Origin of the sequence: Selenomonas sp. oral taxon 138 str. F0429, assembly GCF_000318175.2 — a bacterium.
Lineage (GTDB): Bacteria > Bacillota > Negativicutes > Selenomonadales > Selenomonadaceae > Centipeda > Centipeda timonae.
In genome coordinates, this window is sequence record NZ_KB290947.1 from 56,257 (window position 1) to 76,815 (window position 20,559).

Consider the following 20,559-nt stretch of genomic DNA (forward strand, 5'->3'; position numbering starts at 1 on the left):
AAGGGTCATGGACAATAACTGTTGACTGTATCAATCACATAGGCGATCTCATCTGCCCGCATTCCGTTGAACATCGGCAGGCTCAGTACCTCATCCGCATAGCGCTCCGCCACGGGGAAACTGCCGCGCCCGTACCCGAGGTTCACATAGCACTCCGCCAGATGCGGCGGAATCGGATAGTGTATGACCGTCTCGATGCCGTTCTCCGCAAGGTAGTCCTTGAAATGATCCCGTGCTGCCGTACGCACAACGAACTGGTGGTAGACATGCTCAGCCCCATTCCGCGTCTCAGGCAGCACAATGTGTGGATTGCAAATCCCCGCCATGTACTGCGAGGCGATTTTCTTTCGCTCCTCAATCAGCTCCGGCAAATGCCCCAGTTTGACACGCAAAAGAGCCGCCTGTATCTCATCCAGGCGGGAATTGACACCGCATATTTCGTTGTGATATTTTTCCTTGCTGCCGTAGTTACGGAGCATGCGAATCTTCTCCGCGAGCGCGGCATCGTCGGTCACGATTGCCCCCGCATCACCAAATGCGCCGAGATTCTTCGTCGGGTAGAAGCTGAAACAGCCAATATCGCCAAATCGTCCCGTCATCGTTCCGCCGAAATGTGCGCCGTGGGACTGGGCACAGTCCTCGATCACGGCGAGATGATGCCGCCGTGCGATCTCCATGACAGGCTTCATATTGACCGCCTGTCCATAAAGGTGAACAGGCATAATCGCGCGCGTGTGCACTGTGACAGCATCTTCGAGCCGTTCGGCATCAATGTTATAATACGCATCCGGCTCAACAAAGACAGGCATCGCCCCATTTGCCGTGACGGCAAGCACTGTCGCGATATAGGTATTCGCGGGAACGATAACCTCATCCCCTACACCGATGCCAAGCGCAGCAGCAGAGAGTGTGAGCGCGTCAAGCCCCGAGTTCAGTCCGACGGCATAGCACGCCCCTGTATAGGCAGCAAATTCCTGCTCAAATGCCTCCAGCTCAGGCCCCATAATATACCAGCCGGAGCGCAGGGAACGCAGCGCCGCCTCCTCGTATTCTGTGGCATGAAGGTCATATTGACGGCCAAGCACAGCAAGGTTAATATTCATGCCTGCGCCTCCCCCACGCGCACCATCCGCAGAAACTCATCGTAATCGCGTATATAGTCAGACTCGTCATAGACCTCAGAGGCAAGCACCATGAGGACAGCATCGGGCGAGAAGTCGTACATCTCCCGCCACATGGCATGAGAGATATAAAGCCCTTCATAGGGTTTTTCGAGAGGAATAACTTTCTTCTCTCGTCCGTTATCAAGACGAACCTTACAGCTCCCGTGAATGCAAATCAGAATCTGCTCGAGGGCCTTGTGGGCGTGATGTCCGCGTACAACGCCCTCCACCGTATCATACATATAGTAGACGCGCTTGATGCGGAAGGGAATGTCGTTGAACTCCTCCAGTGCGACAAGCATGCCGCGCTCGTCGCCATGCGGCTGAAACATATATTTTACAATCTGCATACTGCCCTCATCTGTCTTACACACCTTAAGAAAGCACGGATAAATTCATCACCCATCTGACGTGGTCATGTGACCAGCGATTCCTAAAACATCATTCTGCCTCCATCATACTCTTTGAGATGAACGTATAATGGACACGAAAAAACTTTTGCCCTCCTCGCACAATGCTCCGTCTGGTACTCAGACAACGCCAAGCTGCGTACGATGCTGTCGAAATACCGCCTGTATATCCTGATATAGTCCCTCAGCCCATCGATCAATCTCAAGAGGAACCGAGAGCGTCAGAGGATCTGCAAAGAGAAGCATTGCGAGGACGAGGCAGGAGCGGCGCTGCGCATCATTGGCAGCCGCATACTTCTCTTGCAGTTTTGCAAGGATCTGTTCTTCCCCCCACACGAGGTTTTCATTGTGAACGCGCAGAGGCAGGAGTGCCAAGTAGAGCGGATACCACTCCTGTGCACAAAAATATTGAAGCAGTTCCCCATTTCCGCCCCCAATAACGGCAGCTGCACTTTTCTTTTGATCGAAGATCCACTTTTCGATCTCTGGGAGGTATATCGCTGCAGGATACTGACTCGCGGCATGATCTTTCTTCAGGCGCTCGACGATGCGCTTTGCAGCCCCCATATGCATCGTCCGAAATGCGGCAACCGTATCCGTACGATACTCTGCCAGAGGATCTTCTCCGCGCATCAAATGCTCCAGATGGTGTTCAATCTGCGCCCAGCTCTCTGCAATATAGCTTGATCCCGTCATTGCTGCATAGTCCTCCGTCAGATCCGGATCATACGGGCAATAGACAATCGGGCGATTAAGGAGGAAAAACGGCATACAGATCGAGGAAAAATCGGTCAGCAGGATGTCCGTTGACGTAAGCGCGTCGAAAAGCTCGTATTTCCCCTCATCAAGCTCAATACCGCGGTCTGTAAGCATATTTTTATAGGCGCGTACCTCTTCTACCGTCATGAGCCCGCGCTGGATAAAGTTGTCAAACATGAACGGATGAGGACGAATGGCAAATTGGAAGTCTTCATTTCCATGTCGTTCGGCAAACGCCGCAAACAAATCCTTATAGGCAAGGAAGTGACTGCCCCCGGCAGCCCCCTCGACCGTCCAGCGCGGCGTCCAAAGGATTCTTCGTCGCTGCTTGGGCACGCCCTGATAGGCAAGATGCGCCTCATACTCCGGATAGCCGAGCGTTTCAAAATGCTGCAAGCCAGCACCAACGGCATATGCATTGGTGGCCTCGAATTCCCGCTTTTCTTCCATCGAATCGCAGAAGTAAAACGTAAGATAGGAAAAGAACGGCATTTGAGACCATGTACGAAGGAAAAATTTTGTCCCGGGTATCCCGTAGTCCAGGTAACAAAGCTTGGCAATTTGGGCGAGTTCGCTCGTATGCGTCCCGGGAAGCGGACGAAGCTCCTCATAGGGCAGTGCAAGAAAGATATAGTCCGGCTGAAAGATCCGCAAGTCGAGAACATTCGTAAAATCATAGACGTCTGCGTAGCGATCATGAAAAAAATGCCAATAGGATTCTTCGTACGCCCCCGTTGCCTTACCCGCAGAAAGATCCGTTGCACTGTAGCTCGGCAAAAGCACGATGATCGGCTCCACCTCTTCATCTGCAGCGAGTACATCGTAGACAGGCACCTGTTTCGTCCAGACAAAATCATTTTGCACGAGAAAAAGGACCCTCATCCTGCGCTGCGGATGTGGTCGATTGTGCATCTGCTGTAAATAATACATTGCGATCTCCGGAGAGAAGACAAAACTCTTATTCATAATACTATCTCATTTCCATTCCGATTCATCGCTGCACCATACGCGTACGCAGAAGAGACCAATCCCCCGAGATGCCGTCCTCATCCGATCAGATCCGCGTACTGCAATCCCGAAGTAATCCAGCGAGTTAAATGAGAATGATCCACCCGCTGCATATATCTTGCATTTTCCCTTTTTTGCCGCAGCTCTGCCTCATTGATATATTCGTCAATATACGCCTCATAGATCTCGCCCTCATGATGCTCCGGGGCAATCTTCCAGCTACACAGGTCCCGCATCTCAGGATGGCGCTCCGCAATGATTGCATAGTAGGTATTCCGATCTGCCCGAATCACCTGATCCCACTCCGGCTTCCATGAGATGCCGGAGCCCTTTTCATACCAGATGAAGTGATCGTCCAAAAAGCCCAGCTCAATGCCATCGGCGATCATAATGTTGTATATGCAGTCCTCGCCGTATATAATCCGCCCAAGAATCATCTCCGTATAGGAGATGCGCAATGCCGCCTCCGTAAAGAAAGCGACGCCTATGGGGAAATCCTGTGCGATCAGATACTCCTTCCTGATTGCAGAAACAGCCTTTCTGCGATAGGATTCCAGATTGGTAGGCTGAAGCTGCCCGAGCACATGGTAGATCTGCTCCCCTGCTTGTTGATATTGATAGGTGCAGCCGAAAGCGACGCGATATTGATGATGTTCCACGAATCGGAGCATCCGTAGCAACGACGTTTCATCATACATAAAATCGCCGGGCGAAATAACTTTGATATAGCGGCCGCGCATCACAGGAAATGCGCTCGCGGTATTTTTCACCGTTCCCCTGTTATACGGATTCGCCACAATGGTATAGGAGTGAAAGTTCTGCTGCGCAAAAAATTTCTCCAGCAGAGATCTGCAAAAACCCGCCGACCCATCATCCGCAATGATGATCTCAAAGGAGCATCCACGCTGACAGACAATGGATGCAAGCGTAGCAAAGAGCTTTGCCGGCTCCGCGCGATAGGTAAGCACACATACCGAAACGTCAATGTCGGGTCTGTATGAAATTCTCTCAGTCTCAACCATATTTTCTCCCCGTTTATCATCAATTCTCAAGGTTGTCTGATACAGCCTGCAGGTTACCCCCTCAACATGCCGCCCTCATCGCCATTCGGCTGAAAATATATTTTACAATTTGCATACTGTCCTCAGCTTAAACTACGACTTCCGCATGCACCAGTTTTTTCAGTTCCAGCGGATCAACATTTTTCAAATAGGCGCCTGCGACTAAATTTTTCTCTGCTTCTGCGTAATACGCCGCTCGCCTTTTCATATACGCCGTATCATCACGGTGCATTCCATCTCCCGACCCAAAAACCAGATCCAATATATCGCTATGCCGTTCTACAATGATTGTAAGCGTCATGTTGCTGTCATATAGAAGACGATCCCGCCACTCCTCTGTCGTGTCATTAGAGATGCCATCACTGCACTCATACCACACAAAATTCTGATCCCAGAAGCCAAGCCGAATATCGTCTGCAATCATTATAGGATAAATCGCATCTTCCGTAAAGATAATACGTCCAAGGATATCCCTTGTATAGGCAGCAAGTATATGGCGTTCCCCCATAAATGCAGCGCCGACCACATAATCTTGATAAACAAGATATGCCTCCTTAACCGCAGCAAAGTCCCCCGATTGATAGGGCGCCAGCTGAAAGGGGTTCATACGATTGACAAGATAATATTTGTCATCCCCCTTCGTGTAATAACATGCTCGGCCAAATGCTATTTTATAACTCTTCTCCTCCATAAAACGCAGCATATCGGCTAGAACATGCTCGCTGTAGAGATAATCTCCCGGAGAGATCAGCTTCACATAGCGCCCCTGTGCTGCATCGAGAACGTTCATTACATTGTGCACGGTTCCCTTGTTCTCAGAGCTGCGCAGTATGGTATAGTCCTTAAATCCGTGTCGCAGCAGGAACAGCTCGATCTCCCGCTCCTCGAAATTCGAGGAGCCATCATCCCCTACCACAATCTCATAGCGGCATCCTTGCTGTTGGATGACAGAAGTCAGTGTAACAAATAATTTTTCATAATCCGGCTGGTATGTCAAAACACCTATACTGATATCGTATTCTTTCTGAATGTTAAAGATCCTGCTTTGACTAGCTCCGCCATAAACAATCTCCATGTTAGCGTCTGCATAGTCCACAAAAAAAGGCAATATGCCATCTTGTGTTGTAATCAAAACATCCACTTGCTGCAATATATAGCGAAAAACATCATTTCTACTCTCACCAACCAGTACAAGCGGTGCTTGTGCCCCGAGCGCAGAGAGGATTTCAATGAGCTCGTCAAGTTCCGAGGGAGAAGCCCCCTGCCCTAGATCCAAGTACAAGGCAACTTTATCTTCCGCACCATATGTGCGCAAATAGTCTCGGAATACCTTGCGCCAGATTGCCTCCGTTGATGAAAAATCCGGCATAAAATAGTAAATGCGATAGCCTTGCCCCTTGAGTCGGCTAAGCTGATGCACAGCTTCATCTGCTGTTGTCAACGTATTATTTACCTCCTCAGAGGATCTATAATTTGTCCTAAATTGCAATATCAAATGCGCAGCATGTTATCCACATATGCTATGTCAAAGAAACATCGTATTGCTAAAGCGACAGCTCCATATCAAAACTTCGGAAACCGCTCCCGCAGCATGGGCAGAAGCAGCAGTGCAAGAACGGAGTTGACAAGCCCCTCCATGAGAAGTCCCGGGGACGAGGCGAGCGCGGCGGGCAGGCTCGCGTAGAGGACTGCGCCCGCAAGCGTATATGCCGCCGCCATCCAAAGGCTTGAGAGGAGGAGCGCCGCGAGGACGCGCGTACGCCCGTCGAGCTTCGAACCGCTGCGCGCCGCACGATAGACGATCTCCGCCATCACGAGCTTGATGACGAGTGTCGGCACAATCCAAAGCGCAAAGCCTCCGAGGAGGTCAGCGAGCGCCGAGCCGATGCAGGCGGCAAAAAGTGCCGCGCGGCGCGGCGCAAGCAGTGCAAGCAGGAAGATCACTGCATCCCCGAGATGTGCATAGCCGAGCGGGATCGGGATATGCGGCAGATAGGTCGCAATAAAGACGAGCGCCGTCATCAGCGCGATAAAGACAATTTCCTGTGTGGTAAAATACGTTTTATTCTGCATGTTATCGAATCTCCTTTTATCTATCATATCATTCACCTCATTAAAATTCAATGGCAGGAATGAGATAACCTCCGTGATGCAGTTCTTCTATATCTGCATCACGGAGGTTATTGTTGTGCTATGCCGGCTGTTCTGTCAAAATTCATATCTGCCGTTCACTCAGCGCAGATGACCTTTGTTTCCTTATTGAGCTCTTCCAGAGTCTTCACGGGCAGACCGCTGTCCGTAACGAGATAGTCGATCTCACTCCACGAGGCCTACTGCACCATCGAGGAGTAATGCGCCTTTGCGCTGTCGGCGACAACAATGCGCGTCATGGCACTCTGAATGACGATCTTCTTGAATGACGGTGTAGCCCACACGGCTTTTCAGGAGACGCGCAAAGCAGAGCAGTGTGCTGCCGGAGTCAATGAATACCGCCGATCGCTCCGGCACAAGTTCCAATGCCGTCTGACATATTTTCATCTTCGTATCGTAGTTCTCTGCCAGTCACTCAAACACCGGAGCTATGCCGAAGTCATGCGCTGGGGTAACGCCGCATTCAATTTAGCCATGTGACACGTCCTCCCCTTTTCCCAAGTCTAACGAACGAGTTCGTCCATGTCAATCATACCAATGCGTCATGCGCGCATCTGCGAGAAGGTACGCAGCTCCATCGACATCATCGAGATCGGCACGCCGATGATCATTGAGTACGGCATGTCGGCTGTCCGCGCGTTCCGCAAGGCATTCCCGGAAAAGGAGATCCTAGCGGATGCAAAGATCATGGATGCGGGCGAATACGAGGCGGAGCAGTGCTTTGCCGCACGGGAATTTTCAAACCGCCTCATGCACCTCGGCCTCACGGCGTATTTCGTCGGCGAGCCAACCACGCCCTCAATCGGTGCGGGCGACCTCCTCGTCATCGGCTCCGGCTCCGGTACGACGGCGAGCCTCGCGGTCAATGCCAAGAAGGCAAAGGCGGCAGGTGCAAAGCTTGCAACACTGACAATCTAAAGCGCGCAATGGTGGCGTGCGGCGAGATCACGGAGGCGGAGCTCGATCAGGCGGCCGTCTATCCCAACACCGCTGTTGACCGCATGGTATTCGACGGCGTGCATCATGGGAAAGAGGGCGTAGAGATTGGCGACGCCTACGAGCTTGTCATCGAGCGGCAGAAGCTCGACGATCCCGACAGCACACCAATCAAGGGTGCGGAGTACGTCGACGATCTCGCCATGTACCTGCAGCGCAAGATCTACATCATCAACTGCGGTCGTGCCGTCAGTGCCTATCTCGGACAACGCCACGGTCTTGCCACCGTGCAGGATGTCCTGCACCCCCCTGATCTGCTGGATGAGGTCAAGGCGGCCATACTGGAGTCTGCCGCAGCCCTCGAAAAGCGCTACGGATTTACGCATGCATCCCTCGTTGACTACATCGAGCGCATGATGGTACAGCGATTCACCACGCCGGGCGTATCCGACTCAGTGCTGCGCGTTGGACGCTCGCGTATCTTTGAAAGCATCTTGAGAGAATATCAAAAAGCATAAGTTCACAAAGAAAAAACCATGACAGAGGTGAGTCCCACCATGTCATGGTTTTTATATTCAGTTTGATTTTACGACAAGATACGCACGAGATAGCTGAGAGAGTCCGACCAGAGCAGAACGCCGAGGAGGACGAGGACGACGCCCGCGACCTGCTGAATGCGCGGCAGATACTGGTAGAACGCACGCAGCTTCATGATGTGCCGCCGCCAGATGACGGCGAGTAGGAAGAATGGCACGGCGAAGCCGAGGCTGTAAACGAGAAGCAGAAGCGCCCCCTGTGCGACAGTTGTCGTATCTCCCGCATAGAGGAGGATAGTCGCAAGCATGGGACCCGTGCACGGCGTCCACCCGAGGGTGAACCCGCAGCCGAGGAGGAAAGCGCCCCCGATGCCGCCGAAGCCGCGCCGCTGGAACGGGCGATACTCACGTAGAAGCAGGGGGATCTTGATCCATCCCGTCATGAAGAGTCCCATGACGATGATGAGGACTGCCGCGCCCTGCCGTAGGATCTCCTGATAGGAGAAGAGCCACGCACCGATAAGCGATGCCGTTGCACCGAGCAGGACGAAGACGAGGGTAAAGCCCGCGAGGAACGCCGTCGTATTCACATAGAGTCGCCGCGATTCACCGCCATCCTGCTGACTGCTTTTCGCGAGAATGAGCGAGAACGTCGGGAGGAGCGGCAGAACGCAGGGCGAGATAAAGGAGAGGAAGCCCGCAAGGAACGCGCCGCCGAGCAGGGTCAGTTCCATGTGCCGCAGCCTCCCTGCACGAAGCGCTTAGAGTTTGCCAATGACATCTTCGAGTTCCTCTTTCGTCACGCCGCCTGTCTTTCGGTAGGCGACCTTACCATCCTTGTCCACGACGACAGTTGTTGGGATCGCGCGCACACCGTAGAGATTTGCCGCCGATCCCTGTGTATCGAGGACGACGGGCAGATCCGCCTTGCGCTCTGCCATGAATTTCTCGACGGGCGCAGCGTCTTCCTGCAGGTTGACGGCATAGAAGTCAACTGCATCTTTATGCGCCGCATGGAACGCCGCGAGATCGGGAATCTCCGCCTGACAGGGCGGGCACCACGTCGCCCAGAAGTTGATGATGTAAGGCTTTCCCTTCGCCTCGACGGCGACATCCTCGCCCGCGAGGTTCTTGAGCGTAAACGTCGGCGCAGCCTCACCACGCAGACCGGAGCCCTTGCCTTGCTCTGCGGCAGGCTGTGCGCTCGCCGTCGTCCCCTTGTCTGCAGTCTCATTGCCGCCGCAGCCCGCGATCATGCTGAGTGCAAATGCTGCTGCAAACAGTGCTGTATATCTCTTCTTCATAAATTTCCTTCCTAAAGATCAAAGTTACCAAGTTCGTACTGCGTGACGGAGAGTGCTGTAAGTGCCGCCGTCTCCGCACGCAGGATCAGTCGTCCGAGGGAAACGGACACAGCACCCGATGCACGGATTGCCTCTGCCTCGGCAGGAGAGAATCCGCCCTCCGCGCCGATAATGAGTACAATGCGCCGTGCCGTGAGCGCACGCAGTGCCGTCCGCATAGACTGCTCCTCTTCTCCTTCATAGCAAAAGATAACTGCCGCGTCGGAGGCCGCAAACAGATCAGCATTCTGCAAAAGTGAGGAGAGCGGCGCAACGTCTACAACGGACATGAGCACCCGCCGCCCGCACTGCTTTGCCGCCTCGTCCGCGATCTTCTGCCAGCGCGCAGCCTTTGCCGCCGCCTTTTTCGCATCATAGCGCACAACAACATGCTCTGTTATAACGGGATAGAATGCCGCAGCACCGAGTTCCACCGCCTTTTGGACGACGAAGTCCATCTTCTCGCCCTTGAGGAGCGCCTGCACAAGGATAACCTCAGTAGAAGCCTCCTCCTCCTGCGGCAGATATTCCACAAGGTTGAGACATACGGAATCCGAGGCAATGGATGCCACCGCCATACGGGCGACCCTACCGTCCGCATCCGCAACCATGACTTCATCCCCGATCTGCGCACGCATAACGCGTGCGAGATGGTGAGCGTCGTCGCCCGTGATCATGATTTCCTCCGCAAGCGTTCCCGCATAGAAGAGACGCCGCATCAGAGTTCCAACTCCTCACTGCGGCGAATAATCATCGCCGCCCATTCCTTTTCACAGGTCATATCGAGGACGGTATAGCCGTGCTCACGCGCCGCGCGTTCTACATCCGCAATGCGGTCGTCGATGATGCCCGAGACGAGGAGAACGCCTCCGGGAGCAAGATACGCATCCAGTTGGTCGAACAGGCGGATGATGATGTCCGCAATGATATTCGCCGTGATGAGTTGGGCGGGTTCGAGACCTGTGCAGACGGCAAGGAGATCACTCTCAATGGCAGCGACATTTGTGACATGGTTCGCACGGATATTCTCCTCCGCTACCGAGACCGCCACGGGATCGTAGTCCATTGCAATGATTTCGCCCGCGCCGAGCTTCGACGCGGCGATGGCGAGGATGCCCGAGCCACAGCCCACATCATAGATGCGCATCTGCGGACATACGAGACGTTCCAGCCAGCGCAGACACATCGCAGTCGTTGCATGTGCCCCCGTGCCGAAGGCCGCACCAGGGTCTAGGTCGATGACGATCTCGTCACCCGTCGGCGTATACTCCTCCCACGTCGGACGGACGACAATGCGCTGTCCGATCTTCTCCGTGTGAATGTAGGCTTTCCACGTCTCCGCCCAGTCCTCATCCGCGACGAACGTATGTGAGACCGTGCCCGCACCGATGGGCGCATCCACACGGCGCAGCCCCTCAATGCGCTCCGCGAGCGAAAGAAGACTCCCCTCCAGACGCGCATCTTCGGGCAGATAGGCGCGCACGGTCACCGTATCCGTATCCTCGGCGCGCGGCAGATCGGTATAGTCCCAGAGCCCAGCATCAATGTACTCATTGACGAGAGACGGATCGTCGATCTCCGTGCCCGCAGCACCGAGTTCCATCAGAATATTCCCGATGAGATCCGCGCCCTCATGCGTTGTGACAACACTCACCTGTGCCCATCGCATGCCATCGCCCCCTACTTTTTACCCAAGTTTTCTCTCTCGCTGAGAGTTATTATACACGAAAAATATTGGAAATGCGATAGAAATTTACTTTGGAAGGAGTTTGATCTCCTTCGGATACTCCCACTTCTGCAGTTCGCTCTTCGGTACCGCCTGCGGCTCCTTGCCTCCAAGGATTGTCAGCGTCGTGAGATAGATCTCTGCCATCTCTTCGACGTAGGACGCCTTGAGCAGCGCCTCCTTGAGTTCCTTGCTGTCAACGGCAATGACGCCGTGCTTCTCCATCAGAGCAACATCTGAAATCTTCAGCGGCTCAACGATGGACTCCGCAAGTGCGGGTGTGCCAGGTCTGCCGTACGGTGCCACAGGAATGTAGCCCTCCTTGCAGCCAAGCGCCATAATCTCATAGACAACTGCAGGAATCGGCTTGTTGAGCACTGCAAATGCCGTCGCAATCTTCGAATGCGTATGCGCAATCGCATGCACATCCGGGCGTGTCTGATACACCATGAGATGCATCAGAGATTCGCTGGTCGGACGCTGCCCGGTCTCTGCTTCGACAACTTTGGCATCCATTGTCATGACGACAATGTCATGATAGGACATCTCCTCGCGATCCATGCCGGTCGGTGTGATGCAGACCAGCTGCGTCTCCTCATCCCGTATGCTGAAATTTCCGGAGCGATGCCTGCACAGCCCCATTCGATCTGCCTGAAGCGCATAGGCAACGACCTGTTTTTTCAGAGCCTCTAACATGATATGACCTTCCTTTCAGCGTGCAAAGCCCATGCAGTAAAAAAGCCACCGCACGAATGCGCAGCAGCTTTCTCTCTATACAGATTTCTTAGATCTCTGCCTGCCAGAGTCCGTGCAGGTTGCAGTACTCGAGCACCTTGACCGGGGTATCGCCGTCCATGAGACGGAATGTGACCTCGGGTGCATCCGTCGCCGTCAGATCAACGCGCTGAACGCCCTTCTTCGTCACGAGGATGATATACTCGATGAGATGCTCCTCGGTCATCGGATGCGCGACGGAGCCGACGCTCACGTGCACCTCGTTCTTCGCAGCATCATAGGTCGCAACGGGAACGTGCTTCTCCTTCGCCGCATCCACCGTGTTCGGCACAATCGCCTTCAGCGGAGCACCTGCGCACGTGAGATCCAGAACCTCATCCCCGTAGACCTCAATCATATGCTTCTTGTCTGCAACGTAAAAAACTGACATAAATAACCCTCCTATTGTGGAAGCCTGGAGCTTCCTCTTCGTAAATACACAGCAAAGTAAATGGAAGGAAGTATTCCTTCAAATGTGGAGTGTGAAGACGCCATAGTCGTTATCTATTTTGTCTTTCACAAATAATAATTCTCCACAAAATAGTATTCTCCTTCTTTTCTCCCAAAAATTTTTCAATAAAAATTTATTTTTTTCCACGCGCGTTTCCGTCGATGAATTCCTGCACGAGATAGCGCGGGCGGCGCTTGACCTCGAGGTAGATCTTCGCGACGTATTCGCCGATCACACCGATGGAGAGGAGGATGAGCCCGCCGAGGAACCAGAGCGAGACAACGAGACTCGTCCAGCCGACGATGGTCTCGCCCACGAAGTGACGGGCGATCGACCAGATGAGCATCAGTCCGCTGATGAATGAGATGAACATGCCCATCTGCGAGATCATGCGGATGGGGCGCGCCGAGAGAGAGGTCACGCCCTCCCAAGCGAATGACGCCATGCGCCGCCACGGATATTTCGAGTCGCCCGCGAGGCGCTGTTTGCGCGTGTAGTAGACGATCTCATGCGAGAGTCCGATCATCGGCACAATGCCGCGCAAGAAGAGATTGACCTCAGGGTACTCCGCAAGCGCCGTGAGTGCACGCCGATCCATCAGGCGAAAATCCGCGTGGTTGAACACGATGTCTGCACCGAGGGCACGCATGGCACGGTAGAAACTCTCCGCCGTAAAGCGCTTGAGAAAGGTGTCCGAGGCGCGATTCTCGCGCACGCCGTAGACGATGTTCGCCCCGGCAGCGTGCTTCTCGAGCATGAGGTCAATCGCATGGATGTCGTCCTGCAGGTCGGCATCCATGCTGATGGTCACGTCTGCGTGCGGCAGCACGGTCATCAGCCCCGCGAGCAGGGCATTCTGATGCCCCTCGTTGTGCGCGAGATTGATCCCTGAGAAAAGTGGGCTGCGTTCCGTGCACTGACGGATCAGTTCCCACGTATTGTCACGGCTGCCGTCGTTGACGAAGGCGATGCGGCTCTTTGCATCGACACCCCCCACATCGATCAACCGTGTCAGCTTTTGCTCCAGTTTTTCTGCCGTATCGCGGAGCACTTCCTGCTCGTTGTAGCAGGGCACGACGAGATAGAGGACAGGTACGCTCATTCTTTATCATCCTTAAAGATACAGAGTCCGTCACGCTCCTCGACGAGCTGCCATTTCTCCGCGTCGAGCTGAGCCATCATCTTGCGGTACATGGAGTCACGCATGATGATGTATTTCGGGCGTGCATCCGTGCGCAGAGCAGCAAGCGACTCCGCGTGGTTCGTGTCCACCTCGATGCCAGGGATATCCGTGTAGAGCATGACACCGGGGCGCAGCTGCTTGTCAATGTAGAGGGCTCTCCCCTCCGCCTCAGCTGCTGCGTGGTAGTTCGCTGCATAATTGAGTGCAACCTGCTTGACACTGAAATGCCCCTCGATTGCAGGCATCATAAAGGCGAACGCAATGACCATCGTCACAACACCCGCGAGGACATGCAGCCACGCAGCGAAGATGAGGTTATGTGATGCCGTGATGCTGTAGACAATCGCCGCACCGAGAATGAGCGTAATCGCCCCGAGCCAGAGCCCGCCCTCTGCAAGCGGCGCGAGGCTGTCCCCGCTCATGAGCCAGCCGAGCCCGAGCAGGAGAAACATGACAGCGCTCCCGCCCGCCCATGCGAAATGCGTCTGCCTCCAGTCCTCGAGCATGCGTGCAAGATTCCATGCAATGATAGTCGAGAGCGCAGGCGTCAACAGCAGCATATAGGAGACCTGTTTCGTCTGGGCGATCGAGAAGAACACAAGCACAAAGATCCACCAGACCTGAAAGAAGGCGAGCATCTGCGCCTCCTCACCGAAACTTCGGCGGAAGGCATTTTTGACCGACTGGATCAGCAGCCCTGTCCAAGGGAAGAACCCGAGAATGAGAACGGGCAGGTAGAACCACCAATGCGCGCGCACGGGATGGAGCGGCGCAGTGAAGCGAGTGACGTTGTGAAAGCCAATGAACTCGTAGATGAACGCCATGCCGTGCACCTCGTACATATAGAGATACCACGGCAGTCCCACAGCAACGACGAGCAGCAGGCCACGCAGGACATGCATGCGAAAGATCTGCTCGAGCTGACGTGTAACGAGCAGATAGAAGAAGACAATCCCCGCAGGGAAAACCACGCCGATGGGGCCCTTCGTCATCACCGCAAGCCCGCAGGCGAGGTACATGAGCCAGTACTGTCGATGGATGAACGAGAAGAGCGCCGCCGTCATGAAGAAGAGGAGCGTAGAGTCCGTCACGGATGCCTTGCCCATATACATGAGGATGATGCTCGTCCCCATGACGATCCCCGACCAGAAGCCCGTGCGCGCACCAAAGAGCCGTGCAGATGCGAGCGCCGTCATGAGGATGGAGCCGATCGCCATGAGCGCGGCAGGGATGCGCGCCGCGAGCTCGCTGAATCCGCCGAAGATCTTCAGAGACGCCACGACGAGCCAGTAGAAGATCGGCGGCTTATCATACCAGAACTCATTGTAGATCCGCGGCGAGAGGTAGTCGCCGAAGCGGATCATCTCCTTTGCCGTCTCCGCATAGACAGGCTCATCGGGATCGAGCAGTGCCGTCCCGCCGATCCCGAAGAGGATCTGAAAGGATATGAGGCCGAGCAGCACGAGATAGACCGGCCACGCAAGATTTTTCTCATCGTTCATGCAGATATGCACCTCACCCATCCGAAAGAAATCATCTGCATTGTACCATATATTTTATTTTTTACAACTGCATTAAACAAGGTTCTCCGCGCAGTCGATGTCCGTGATGAGCACGTTGATGAAGCCGCCGCGAATTGCGCCGAGCACGGCGTCTTTCTTTGCGCGCCCGCCTGCCACACCAACGCGGCGCGGAATCTTCTTCAGCGTATCGAGAGGGATGCCCGCCACGCGCTCGTTGAAATCCGTAAACGGCGTAGTGTCGCCATCGGCATCAAAATAACGCAGCGCAATGTCCCCTACCGCCCCGCGTGCCGTGAACTCATCGAGGATTGCGCGGTCGACATAGCCTGTCTGCAGGATCGTCGAGTGCTCCGTCGAGGGAATCCCAATGCCCATAAGCACGAGATCGAGACGCGAATAGAGGCGGATCACATTGCGGATCGTCTTCTCCTCCAGAAATCCCTCGAGCACCTCCCGCCGCGAGAACACTGCAGGCGCGAAGAACTGCACGCAGTCCCCGACGAAGCGGTCGGCGAACTCCTGCGCAAGGTAGTTCGAGTGGATGTCGAGCCGGCTCTCCGCCACACCGCCAACAAGCGGGACAAACGTCGCCTTGATCGGGCTGCGGATGAAATAATCCGAGCGCACGACATTCTGGATCGCGAGCCCCATCGTAATGCCGACGAGGTAGCCGTCCATGAGGACGCGGGAGAGATACTCGAGCGTCGCGCTGCCGATCTCGGAGTTGATGGGGTACTGCCCGTCCGAGATCGGACTGGACGGAACGATAATGACCTCCTGGAGGTTGTATTTTTTCTCCAGCGCGCGCTCCATCTTCCCATATGCGATATTGTCCGGATTCTGGATCTCGATGCGGACAATGCCGCGCTCCTTACCGATGGTGAGCATGCGCGAGACCGTCGGACGCGAGATGCCGAGCGCCTCGCAGATCTCCTTCTGCCCCAGCCCGTCCTGATAGTAGAGACTGCAGCATTTGAAGATGAGGCGCACATCGTCAACAATTTTCTTCATCGGGAAAACCTCTCATGACCTTCGGAACACATTCTATCTTTTGTATTCTTTATTGACATATTTTCTATAACTTTGCCGAAAAAGGGAGCTACCGCTGCTGCGACAGCTCCCCATAAATTACACTCAATGTACTTCGATGCTTGCCCCCATCTTGACATCATCCTTCGTGAGCGGCACATCGCCTTCCAGCATGATGCAGCCCGGGCGCTCCGGTGTTGTACCGCCGTTGAACGAGAGCGTGCAGTGCCCGAGTTCCTTCAGCGTGTGGAGCGCCTCGTCACCGATCGCCGTGATCGTAAATGCCTTGTCGCAGACGATCATCGTATCACCGACGGCGGGATCCTCGTTGTAGTTTGCAGGCGTGTGCAGAACAGAGAACTCGGCGAGCTCCGCCGGGGCATTGTTGTTGAAGATAATGATAAAATTGGCGTTTGGATCATCGAGAAAGAGAAGGGACTCCTCGCCCCAGCTTGTGATTTCGCAATAATACTTCATGCTGCATCCTCCTGTCTGACGAAAACGCGCTGCTCCGGGATATGGAGCGAGGGGCTGCGTTTCCTATGCCTGTTTTGCCTCGCGGCTCTTCATGTAGAGATAGATCTTCTCCGTGACAATGCCGCGAATCAGGATGACGACAATGCCGACGAGGAAGTAGCGGACGGCGAGATCGCCGAGCGGCAGCCCGAGCGTCGTAATGCCCGCTGCAATGCCCATGTAGACGAAGAGCTCTCCGCCGTTCGCATGGGGGAAGAGTCCCGTCACGGGATGGACGAAGCTGACCGCTGCGTCATAGTAGGCGGGCTTATACTTCTGATCGACAAAATTGCCGAACGTGTAGCACATCGGATTGCCGAGGAAGAGGACGGCGAGCACGGGGAGGACGGTATAGCGCGTGATGATGTTCTGCGTTGCACGCTGTGCCACGCCGTTCACGCGATCCTCTCCGATGAGTTTGATGAGCGAGTTGACTGCCGTCATCATGATGACGAGCAGGGGGATGATCCCCGTGACCCACGAGGTAAATGTCGCCGCACCTGCGCGGAAGAGATCCATAAAGCCGTTTGCCGCTGCTGCTATCAGTTCCATAATACTATATCCCTCCCGATTAGTAAAGCCCAATGCTTGCTGCGTAGGCGATCAGCACTGCCAAGGGGCCTGTAATGACGCGCGAGTAGAGGACGGCGGGAACACCGAGCTCAATCGTCTCGGGGTCTGCCTCACCGAGACTGAGACCGACGGGAACGAAGTCTGCGCCGACCTGTGCGTTGATCGCAAAGAGCGCGGGCAGCGCATACTGCGGCGGTATGTTCCCCATGCCGATCTGCGCGCCGAGCAGCGTACCGACAACCTGTGCAATGACGGCGCCGGGGCCGAGCACAGGAGAGATGAACGGAATCGCACAGATGAGCGAGATGACGAGCATGCCCGGCAGCGAACTCGCAAGCGGCGAGATCGTATTCGCAATGACATTGCCGAGCCCCGACACAGAGATGATGCCGAGGATCATGGAGACGAACGCCATGAACGGCAGGATACTCTTGACCGTGATGTCGATCGTCTCACGCCCTGCGGCGTAGAACTTGTTGACGACGCCGCCGATCGCAATACCGAGGCGCGTGACGAAATTCTTTTCACGCCCCGCCTGCATTGCAGCGATCTCCGCCTTTGCCTGATCCTTACTCTTCGGTGCATGTGCGGGCGCAGCTTCCGCTGCTGCTGCACTCTCCGCCTCATCCGCATAGGAGAGGCAGGAGAGATCGACCGCCGACACGTAGAGCTCCTTCGTGATGAACTGCGCAAGCGGCCCTGTCTTGCCGACGGGCAGCACATTCGCCGTCAGGATGCCCTTCTTCGGATAGACACCGCAGCGTGCCGTACCGCCGCAGTCCACAACAGCGAGCAGGATCTCCTCATCCGGCACCCCCGTCGAGAACCCGTCGACCGCCGTGCAGCCCGTCATCTCTGCAATCTTTGCCGCGAGCGGGTGAATGCCGCCGCCCGTCACGCTGACGATCTTGCTGCGCGCCTCCGTCGGAACGAGTACGAGAGGTCCGCCCCATCCGCCCTTTCCGGCGACAATCTTGACTGATTGATGCATTCGTTTTCCTCCTATGTGATAAAATCCCCTCTTCATGCGGGGTCTTACAAAACACAAAAACAAAACACAAAACTATACGGGCGCATGCTTTCCTTCATTGTGCAGCCGTATCATCAGGGCATCGAGCGCCTGCATATGCCCCTTGTAGTGCGCACGCCGCTTCTCGGGCAGCGCCGCATACTCCGCATGCAGGTCGTAGATCGTCCGCCCGACGATGTCCGCCATCGGACGAAAGCGGCTGAGGATGGTCATCCCCTGCATGATCCGCCCGTCCAGAATCACGCCGTCGGAATTGCACGCAATCACGACAATGTTCGACGGGCCGAGTTTGCGCCTGCGCGCACCGATACCGACATTGCCGAGCTTGTGCATCTCGCGCACGGCGTGTTTATACTCCTTGACCTGCAGATGTGTGCCGACAACCTGAATGACGAAGAGCAGGAACAATCCGCCGAGGAGCATCTCTGTCTGCAAGGAATTACCTCCTCTCTACTCTGCTATGGAAACGATTTGAATTATACCATATAAAACATATTTTTACAATAAATTCTTGGTTGAATTTTTGTAAATGTATCTTGCTGTGCCGCCATCATTTGTCATTTGTTCAGCATATAAAGAAGCTGCCGCATTGCGACAGCTCCGTGTATCCGTTTATGCTATTTTTGAAATGAGGTTGATGTAGTGCGTGAGCACCTTGCGCATCCCCTCGTCCGCCGCCTTCTGCGTCTCGATGAGAGAATCCGTATGCGCCGCCTTGATCTCCGCCATTGCACCTACGAGGAAGTCCGTATAGACGTTCAGCTTCGTGATGCCGTCGCGCACGGCGCGCCGCAGATTCTCATCCCCCGTGCCCGATCCGCCATGCAGAACGAGCGGCACGGGTACGGCGGCAGAAAGTGCGCGCAAGCGCTCGAAGTTCAGCTCCGGCGTTTTATTGCTCTTGTAGACGCCGTGCGATGTGCCGACCGAGACGGCGAGCGAGTCCACACCCGTCGCCTCGACAAAGGCCACCGCCTCCTCCACCGTCGTATAGACGCTCTCGGAGGTCTCGCCCTCAACGCCCTCGGATGCGCCGCCGACATGGCCGATCTCCGCCTCGACACTGACGCCCTGCGTATGCGCGTACGCGACAACCTCCTTCGTCAGGCGGATGTTCTCATCCATATCCTTCATCGAGGCATCGAGCATAACGGAGGTGAACCCAAGCTCGATCGCGCGGTGCAGGAAGTCAAAATCCTGCCCGTGATCGAGATGCAGAACGATCGGGGTTGCCACCTTCTCCGCCCAGTACTTGCCGACGAGAGCCGCCTCCTCGAGGGAGATCAGCCCCGCATGCCCCTGCGCAAAGGAGAGGAGGATCGGCGTCCTGAGCGCGTCCGCCGTCTGCGCAAAGACGCGCGCCGCGTTCAGCGTGAGAAAATCGGGCGCAACAATACCGTAGTGCCCTACCTTTGCCGCATCAAGCACGGATTTTCCATCGACCAACATAATGACTCCTCCTTTTCTGAAAACACATTGATTTCGTGCTTATCATATTTCAGAGGAGTCCATTTGTCAATCGTTTTATTTACCAGTGGTTAATTCTTTGTCGAACGCACACGGAATCGGCTGCGGAACGCATCCGCCTTCGAGGTTGCATACTGGATGATTTGCCCCTCGCGATCTGTTGTCAATATGCGCGTGACGAAGATCGGCGCCTGCTCCTCCACCTCTAGGTAGAGCGCGATTTCGGGCGTCGCGCGGATCACCTCGATTGTTTTGTCCTCCGCAAAGGGGTGGACATCATGTGCCGCAAGTGTACGCAGCAGCCCATGCGCCGTGAAATCCGTGTGCACGAGTTCAGGGCAGAACGCAAGCGGGATATAGTCGTCTGTGACCGCATAGATCTTCTCGTCCACATAGCGCAGACGCTTGAGATGAAAGACGAGCGTCCCCTCGGTGAGGCTGAGCATCGCCGCGAGGTTTCCGCGCGCGGGCTCGACCACCTGCTGCAGAACTGTGCTGCGTGTCACGCGCCCCTCCGCCGAGAACATCTGCGCCAACCCGAAGCCGCGCTCTGCCGCCTCGGAGTAATCCACGGGGATCTTCTCCCCCGTGTAGAACGAGCCGCGCCCCTGCATGCGCACAATCTTGTTCTCCGCCTCGAGCAGCTCGAGCGCCTTGCGCACGGTCGGACGGCTCACACCGAGCATCTGACACAGCTCCCGCTCGCCCGGAATCGGAGAGAAATACGCAAGGTCGGCAAACTGCCGCTCCATCGCATCGCGAATCTTCTCGTGCAGACGCTCGCGTTTTTTGCCCGTCATGAACAGCCCTCCTCTTTTACCTTTGTTATAGTATAGAATTACTTGTCCTTTTGTCAACAAAAATTCCCTTGCAAGTGTATTTTACCTGTGGTAACATTTTATTAACCAATGGTAATCATT

At 55.0% G+C, this 20,559-nt stretch carries 24 protein-coding genes; 2 read left to right on the top strand and 22 right to left on the bottom strand.

Annotation, left to right across the window (positions count from 1 at the left end; translation table 11 throughout):
- Nucleotides 1-5: 5 nt before the first annotated feature.
- The 7 genes from HMPREF9163_RS07205 to HMPREF9163_RS11775 all read right to left on the bottom strand — a co-directional run bounded on the left by HMPREF9163_RS07205 (nucleotide 6) and on the right by HMPREF9163_RS11775 (nucleotide 6,963).
- Nucleotides 6-1,103 (bottom strand): DegT/DnrJ/EryC1/StrS aminotransferase family protein, encoded by a 1,098-nt coding sequence (locus HMPREF9163_RS07205; protein WP_009441085.1) that lies wholly within the window; start codon nucleotides 1,101-1,103, stop codon nucleotides 6-8.
- On the bottom strand, nucleotides 1,100-1,513 hold the full coding sequence (locus tag HMPREF9163_RS07210; protein ID WP_009441086.1) for an FdtA/QdtA family cupin domain-containing protein: 414 nt from the start codon (nucleotides 1,511-1,513) through the stop codon (nucleotides 1,100-1,102). Before HMPREF9163_RS07210 ends, HMPREF9163_RS07205 begins: the two co-directional genes overlap by 4 nt.
- A gap of 180 nt (nucleotides 1,514-1,693) precedes the next feature.
- Complete coding sequence (locus tag HMPREF9163_RS07215; RefSeq protein ID WP_009441087.1) at nucleotides 1,694-3,298, bottom strand: CDP-glycerol--poly(glycerophosphate) glycerophosphotransferase; 1,605 nt, start codon at nucleotides 3,296-3,298, stop codon at nucleotides 1,694-1,696.
- Between the two features lie 80 nt (nucleotides 3,299-3,378).
- Complete coding sequence (locus tag HMPREF9163_RS07220) at nucleotides 3,379-4,362, bottom strand: glycosyltransferase (protein ID WP_009441088.1); 984 nt, start codon at nucleotides 4,360-4,362, stop codon at nucleotides 3,379-3,381.
- A gap of 127 nt (nucleotides 4,363-4,489) precedes the next feature.
- Nucleotides 4,490-5,842 carry a glycosyltransferase gene (locus tag HMPREF9163_RS07225; RefSeq protein WP_037346606.1) on the bottom strand — a complete coding sequence of 451 codons (1,353 nt, stop codon included), beginning with the start codon at nucleotides 5,840-5,842 and terminating at the stop codon, nucleotides 4,490-4,492.
- A gap of 122 nt (nucleotides 5,843-5,964) precedes the next feature.
- On the bottom strand, nucleotides 5,965-6,474 hold the full coding sequence (locus HMPREF9163_RS07230) for an ECF transporter S component (protein WP_037346608.1): 510 nt from the start codon (nucleotides 6,472-6,474) through the stop codon (nucleotides 5,965-5,967).
- A 243-nt stretch (nucleotides 6,475-6,717) separates the two neighbouring features.
- Nucleotides 6,718-6,963: a hypothetical protein gene (locus HMPREF9163_RS11775; protein ID WP_255351105.1), complete on the bottom strand. Its 246-nt coding sequence runs from the start codon at nucleotides 6,961-6,963 to the stop codon at nucleotides 6,718-6,720.
- Between the two features lie 111 nt (nucleotides 6,964-7,074).
- On the opposite strand from HMPREF9163_RS11775, the gene HMPREF9163_RS11780 reads away from it, so the two are divergent.
- Together HMPREF9163_RS11780 and HMPREF9163_RS07240 are read left to right on the top strand one after the other, a co-directional pair.
- Nucleotides 7,075-7,470 carry an orotidine 5'-phosphate decarboxylase / HUMPS family protein gene (locus tag HMPREF9163_RS11780; RefSeq protein WP_198142777.1) on the top strand — a complete coding sequence of 132 codons (396 nt, stop codon included), beginning with the start codon at nucleotides 7,075-7,077 and terminating at the stop codon, nucleotides 7,468-7,470.
- Between the two features lie 8 nt (nucleotides 7,471-7,478).
- Nucleotides 7,479-8,006, top strand: a complete 528-nt coding sequence (locus tag HMPREF9163_RS07240) for a mannitol dehydrogenase domain protein (protein ID WP_009441094.1) — start codon at nucleotides 7,479-7,481, stop codon at nucleotides 8,004-8,006.
- A 68-nt stretch (nucleotides 8,007-8,074) separates the two neighbouring features.
- Here HMPREF9163_RS07240 and HMPREF9163_RS07245 read toward each other — a convergent pair whose 3' ends face one another.
- From HMPREF9163_RS07245 to HMPREF9163_RS07315, 15 genes are all read right to left on the bottom strand, one after another.
- On the bottom strand, nucleotides 8,075-8,758 hold the full coding sequence (locus HMPREF9163_RS07245; protein WP_009441095.1) for a cytochrome c biogenesis CcdA family protein: 684 nt from the start codon (nucleotides 8,756-8,758) through the stop codon (nucleotides 8,075-8,077).
- Nucleotides 8,759-8,785: 27 nt separating this feature from the next.
- Complete coding sequence (locus HMPREF9163_RS07250; RefSeq protein ID WP_009441096.1) at nucleotides 8,786-9,328, bottom strand: TlpA disulfide reductase family protein; 543 nt, start codon at nucleotides 9,326-9,328, stop codon at nucleotides 8,786-8,788.
- Nucleotides 9,329-9,339: 11 nt separating this feature from the next.
- A complete protein-coding gene (locus HMPREF9163_RS07255; RefSeq protein ID WP_009441097.1) occupies nucleotides 9,340-10,086 on the bottom strand; it encodes a 16S rRNA (uracil(1498)-N(3))-methyltransferase in 747 nt (248 codons plus the stop codon).
- Entirely contained in the window at nucleotides 10,086-11,036 is a 951-nt protein-coding gene (prmA, locus tag HMPREF9163_RS07260) for a 50S ribosomal protein L11 methyltransferase (RefSeq protein ID WP_009441098.1), read from the bottom strand. The genes HMPREF9163_RS07255 and prmA overlap by 1 nt, the downstream gene beginning before the upstream one ends.
- A gap of 84 nt (nucleotides 11,037-11,120) precedes the next feature.
- Nucleotides 11,121-11,789 (bottom strand): class II aldolase/adducin family protein, encoded by a 669-nt coding sequence (locus HMPREF9163_RS07265; protein ID WP_009441099.1) that lies wholly within the window; start codon nucleotides 11,787-11,789, stop codon nucleotides 11,121-11,123.
- A gap of 88 nt (nucleotides 11,790-11,877) precedes the next feature.
- Nucleotides 11,878-12,258 carry a desulfoferrodoxin family protein gene (locus HMPREF9163_RS07270; protein WP_009441100.1) on the bottom strand — a complete coding sequence of 127 codons (381 nt, stop codon included), beginning with the start codon at nucleotides 12,256-12,258 and terminating at the stop codon, nucleotides 11,878-11,880.
- 193 nt (nucleotides 12,259-12,451) lie between these two features.
- Nucleotides 12,452-13,420 (bottom strand): glycosyltransferase family 2 protein, encoded by a 969-nt coding sequence (locus HMPREF9163_RS07275; RefSeq protein ID WP_009441102.1) that lies wholly within the window; start codon nucleotides 13,418-13,420, stop codon nucleotides 12,452-12,454.
- A complete protein-coding gene (locus tag HMPREF9163_RS07280; RefSeq protein WP_037346808.1) occupies nucleotides 13,417-15,003 on the bottom strand; it encodes a glycosyltransferase family 39 protein in 1,587 nt (528 codons plus the stop codon). Before HMPREF9163_RS07280 ends, HMPREF9163_RS07275 begins: the two co-directional genes overlap by 4 nt.
- 72 nt (nucleotides 15,004-15,075) lie before the next feature.
- Nucleotides 15,076-16,035: a sugar-binding transcriptional regulator gene (locus HMPREF9163_RS07285; RefSeq protein WP_009441104.1), complete on the bottom strand. Its 960-nt coding sequence runs from the start codon at nucleotides 16,033-16,035 to the stop codon at nucleotides 15,076-15,078.
- Between the two features lie 123 nt (nucleotides 16,036-16,158).
- On the bottom strand, nucleotides 16,159-16,530 hold the full coding sequence (locus HMPREF9163_RS07290; protein WP_009441105.1) for a PTS glucitol/sorbitol transporter subunit IIA: 372 nt from the start codon (nucleotides 16,528-16,530) through the stop codon (nucleotides 16,159-16,161).
- Nucleotides 16,531-16,593: 63 nt separating this feature from the next.
- Nucleotides 16,594-17,121 carry a PTS glucitol/sorbitol transporter subunit IIC gene (locus HMPREF9163_RS07295; RefSeq protein WP_009441106.1) on the bottom strand — a complete coding sequence of 176 codons (528 nt, stop codon included), beginning with the start codon at nucleotides 17,119-17,121 and terminating at the stop codon, nucleotides 16,594-16,596.
- A 19-nt stretch (nucleotides 17,122-17,140) separates the two neighbouring features.
- Nucleotides 17,141-18,133 (bottom strand): PTS glucitol/sorbitol transporter subunit IIB, encoded by a 993-nt coding sequence (locus HMPREF9163_RS07300; protein WP_009441107.1) that lies wholly within the window; start codon nucleotides 18,131-18,133, stop codon nucleotides 17,141-17,143.
- A gap of 72 nt (nucleotides 18,134-18,205) precedes the next feature.
- Nucleotides 18,206-18,607: a transcriptional regulator GutM gene (locus HMPREF9163_RS07305; RefSeq protein WP_037346612.1), complete on the bottom strand. Its 402-nt coding sequence runs from the start codon at nucleotides 18,605-18,607 to the stop codon at nucleotides 18,206-18,208.
- 177 nt (nucleotides 18,608-18,784) lie between these two features.
- Entirely contained in the window at nucleotides 18,785-19,621 is an 837-nt protein-coding gene (locus HMPREF9163_RS07310; RefSeq protein WP_009441109.1) for a class II fructose-bisphosphate aldolase, read from the bottom strand.
- Between the two features lie 89 nt (nucleotides 19,622-19,710).
- Entirely contained in the window at nucleotides 19,711-20,439 is a 729-nt protein-coding gene (locus tag HMPREF9163_RS07315; protein ID WP_009441110.1) for a GntR family transcriptional regulator, read from the bottom strand.
- Nucleotides 20,440-20,559: the final 120 nt, after the last annotated feature.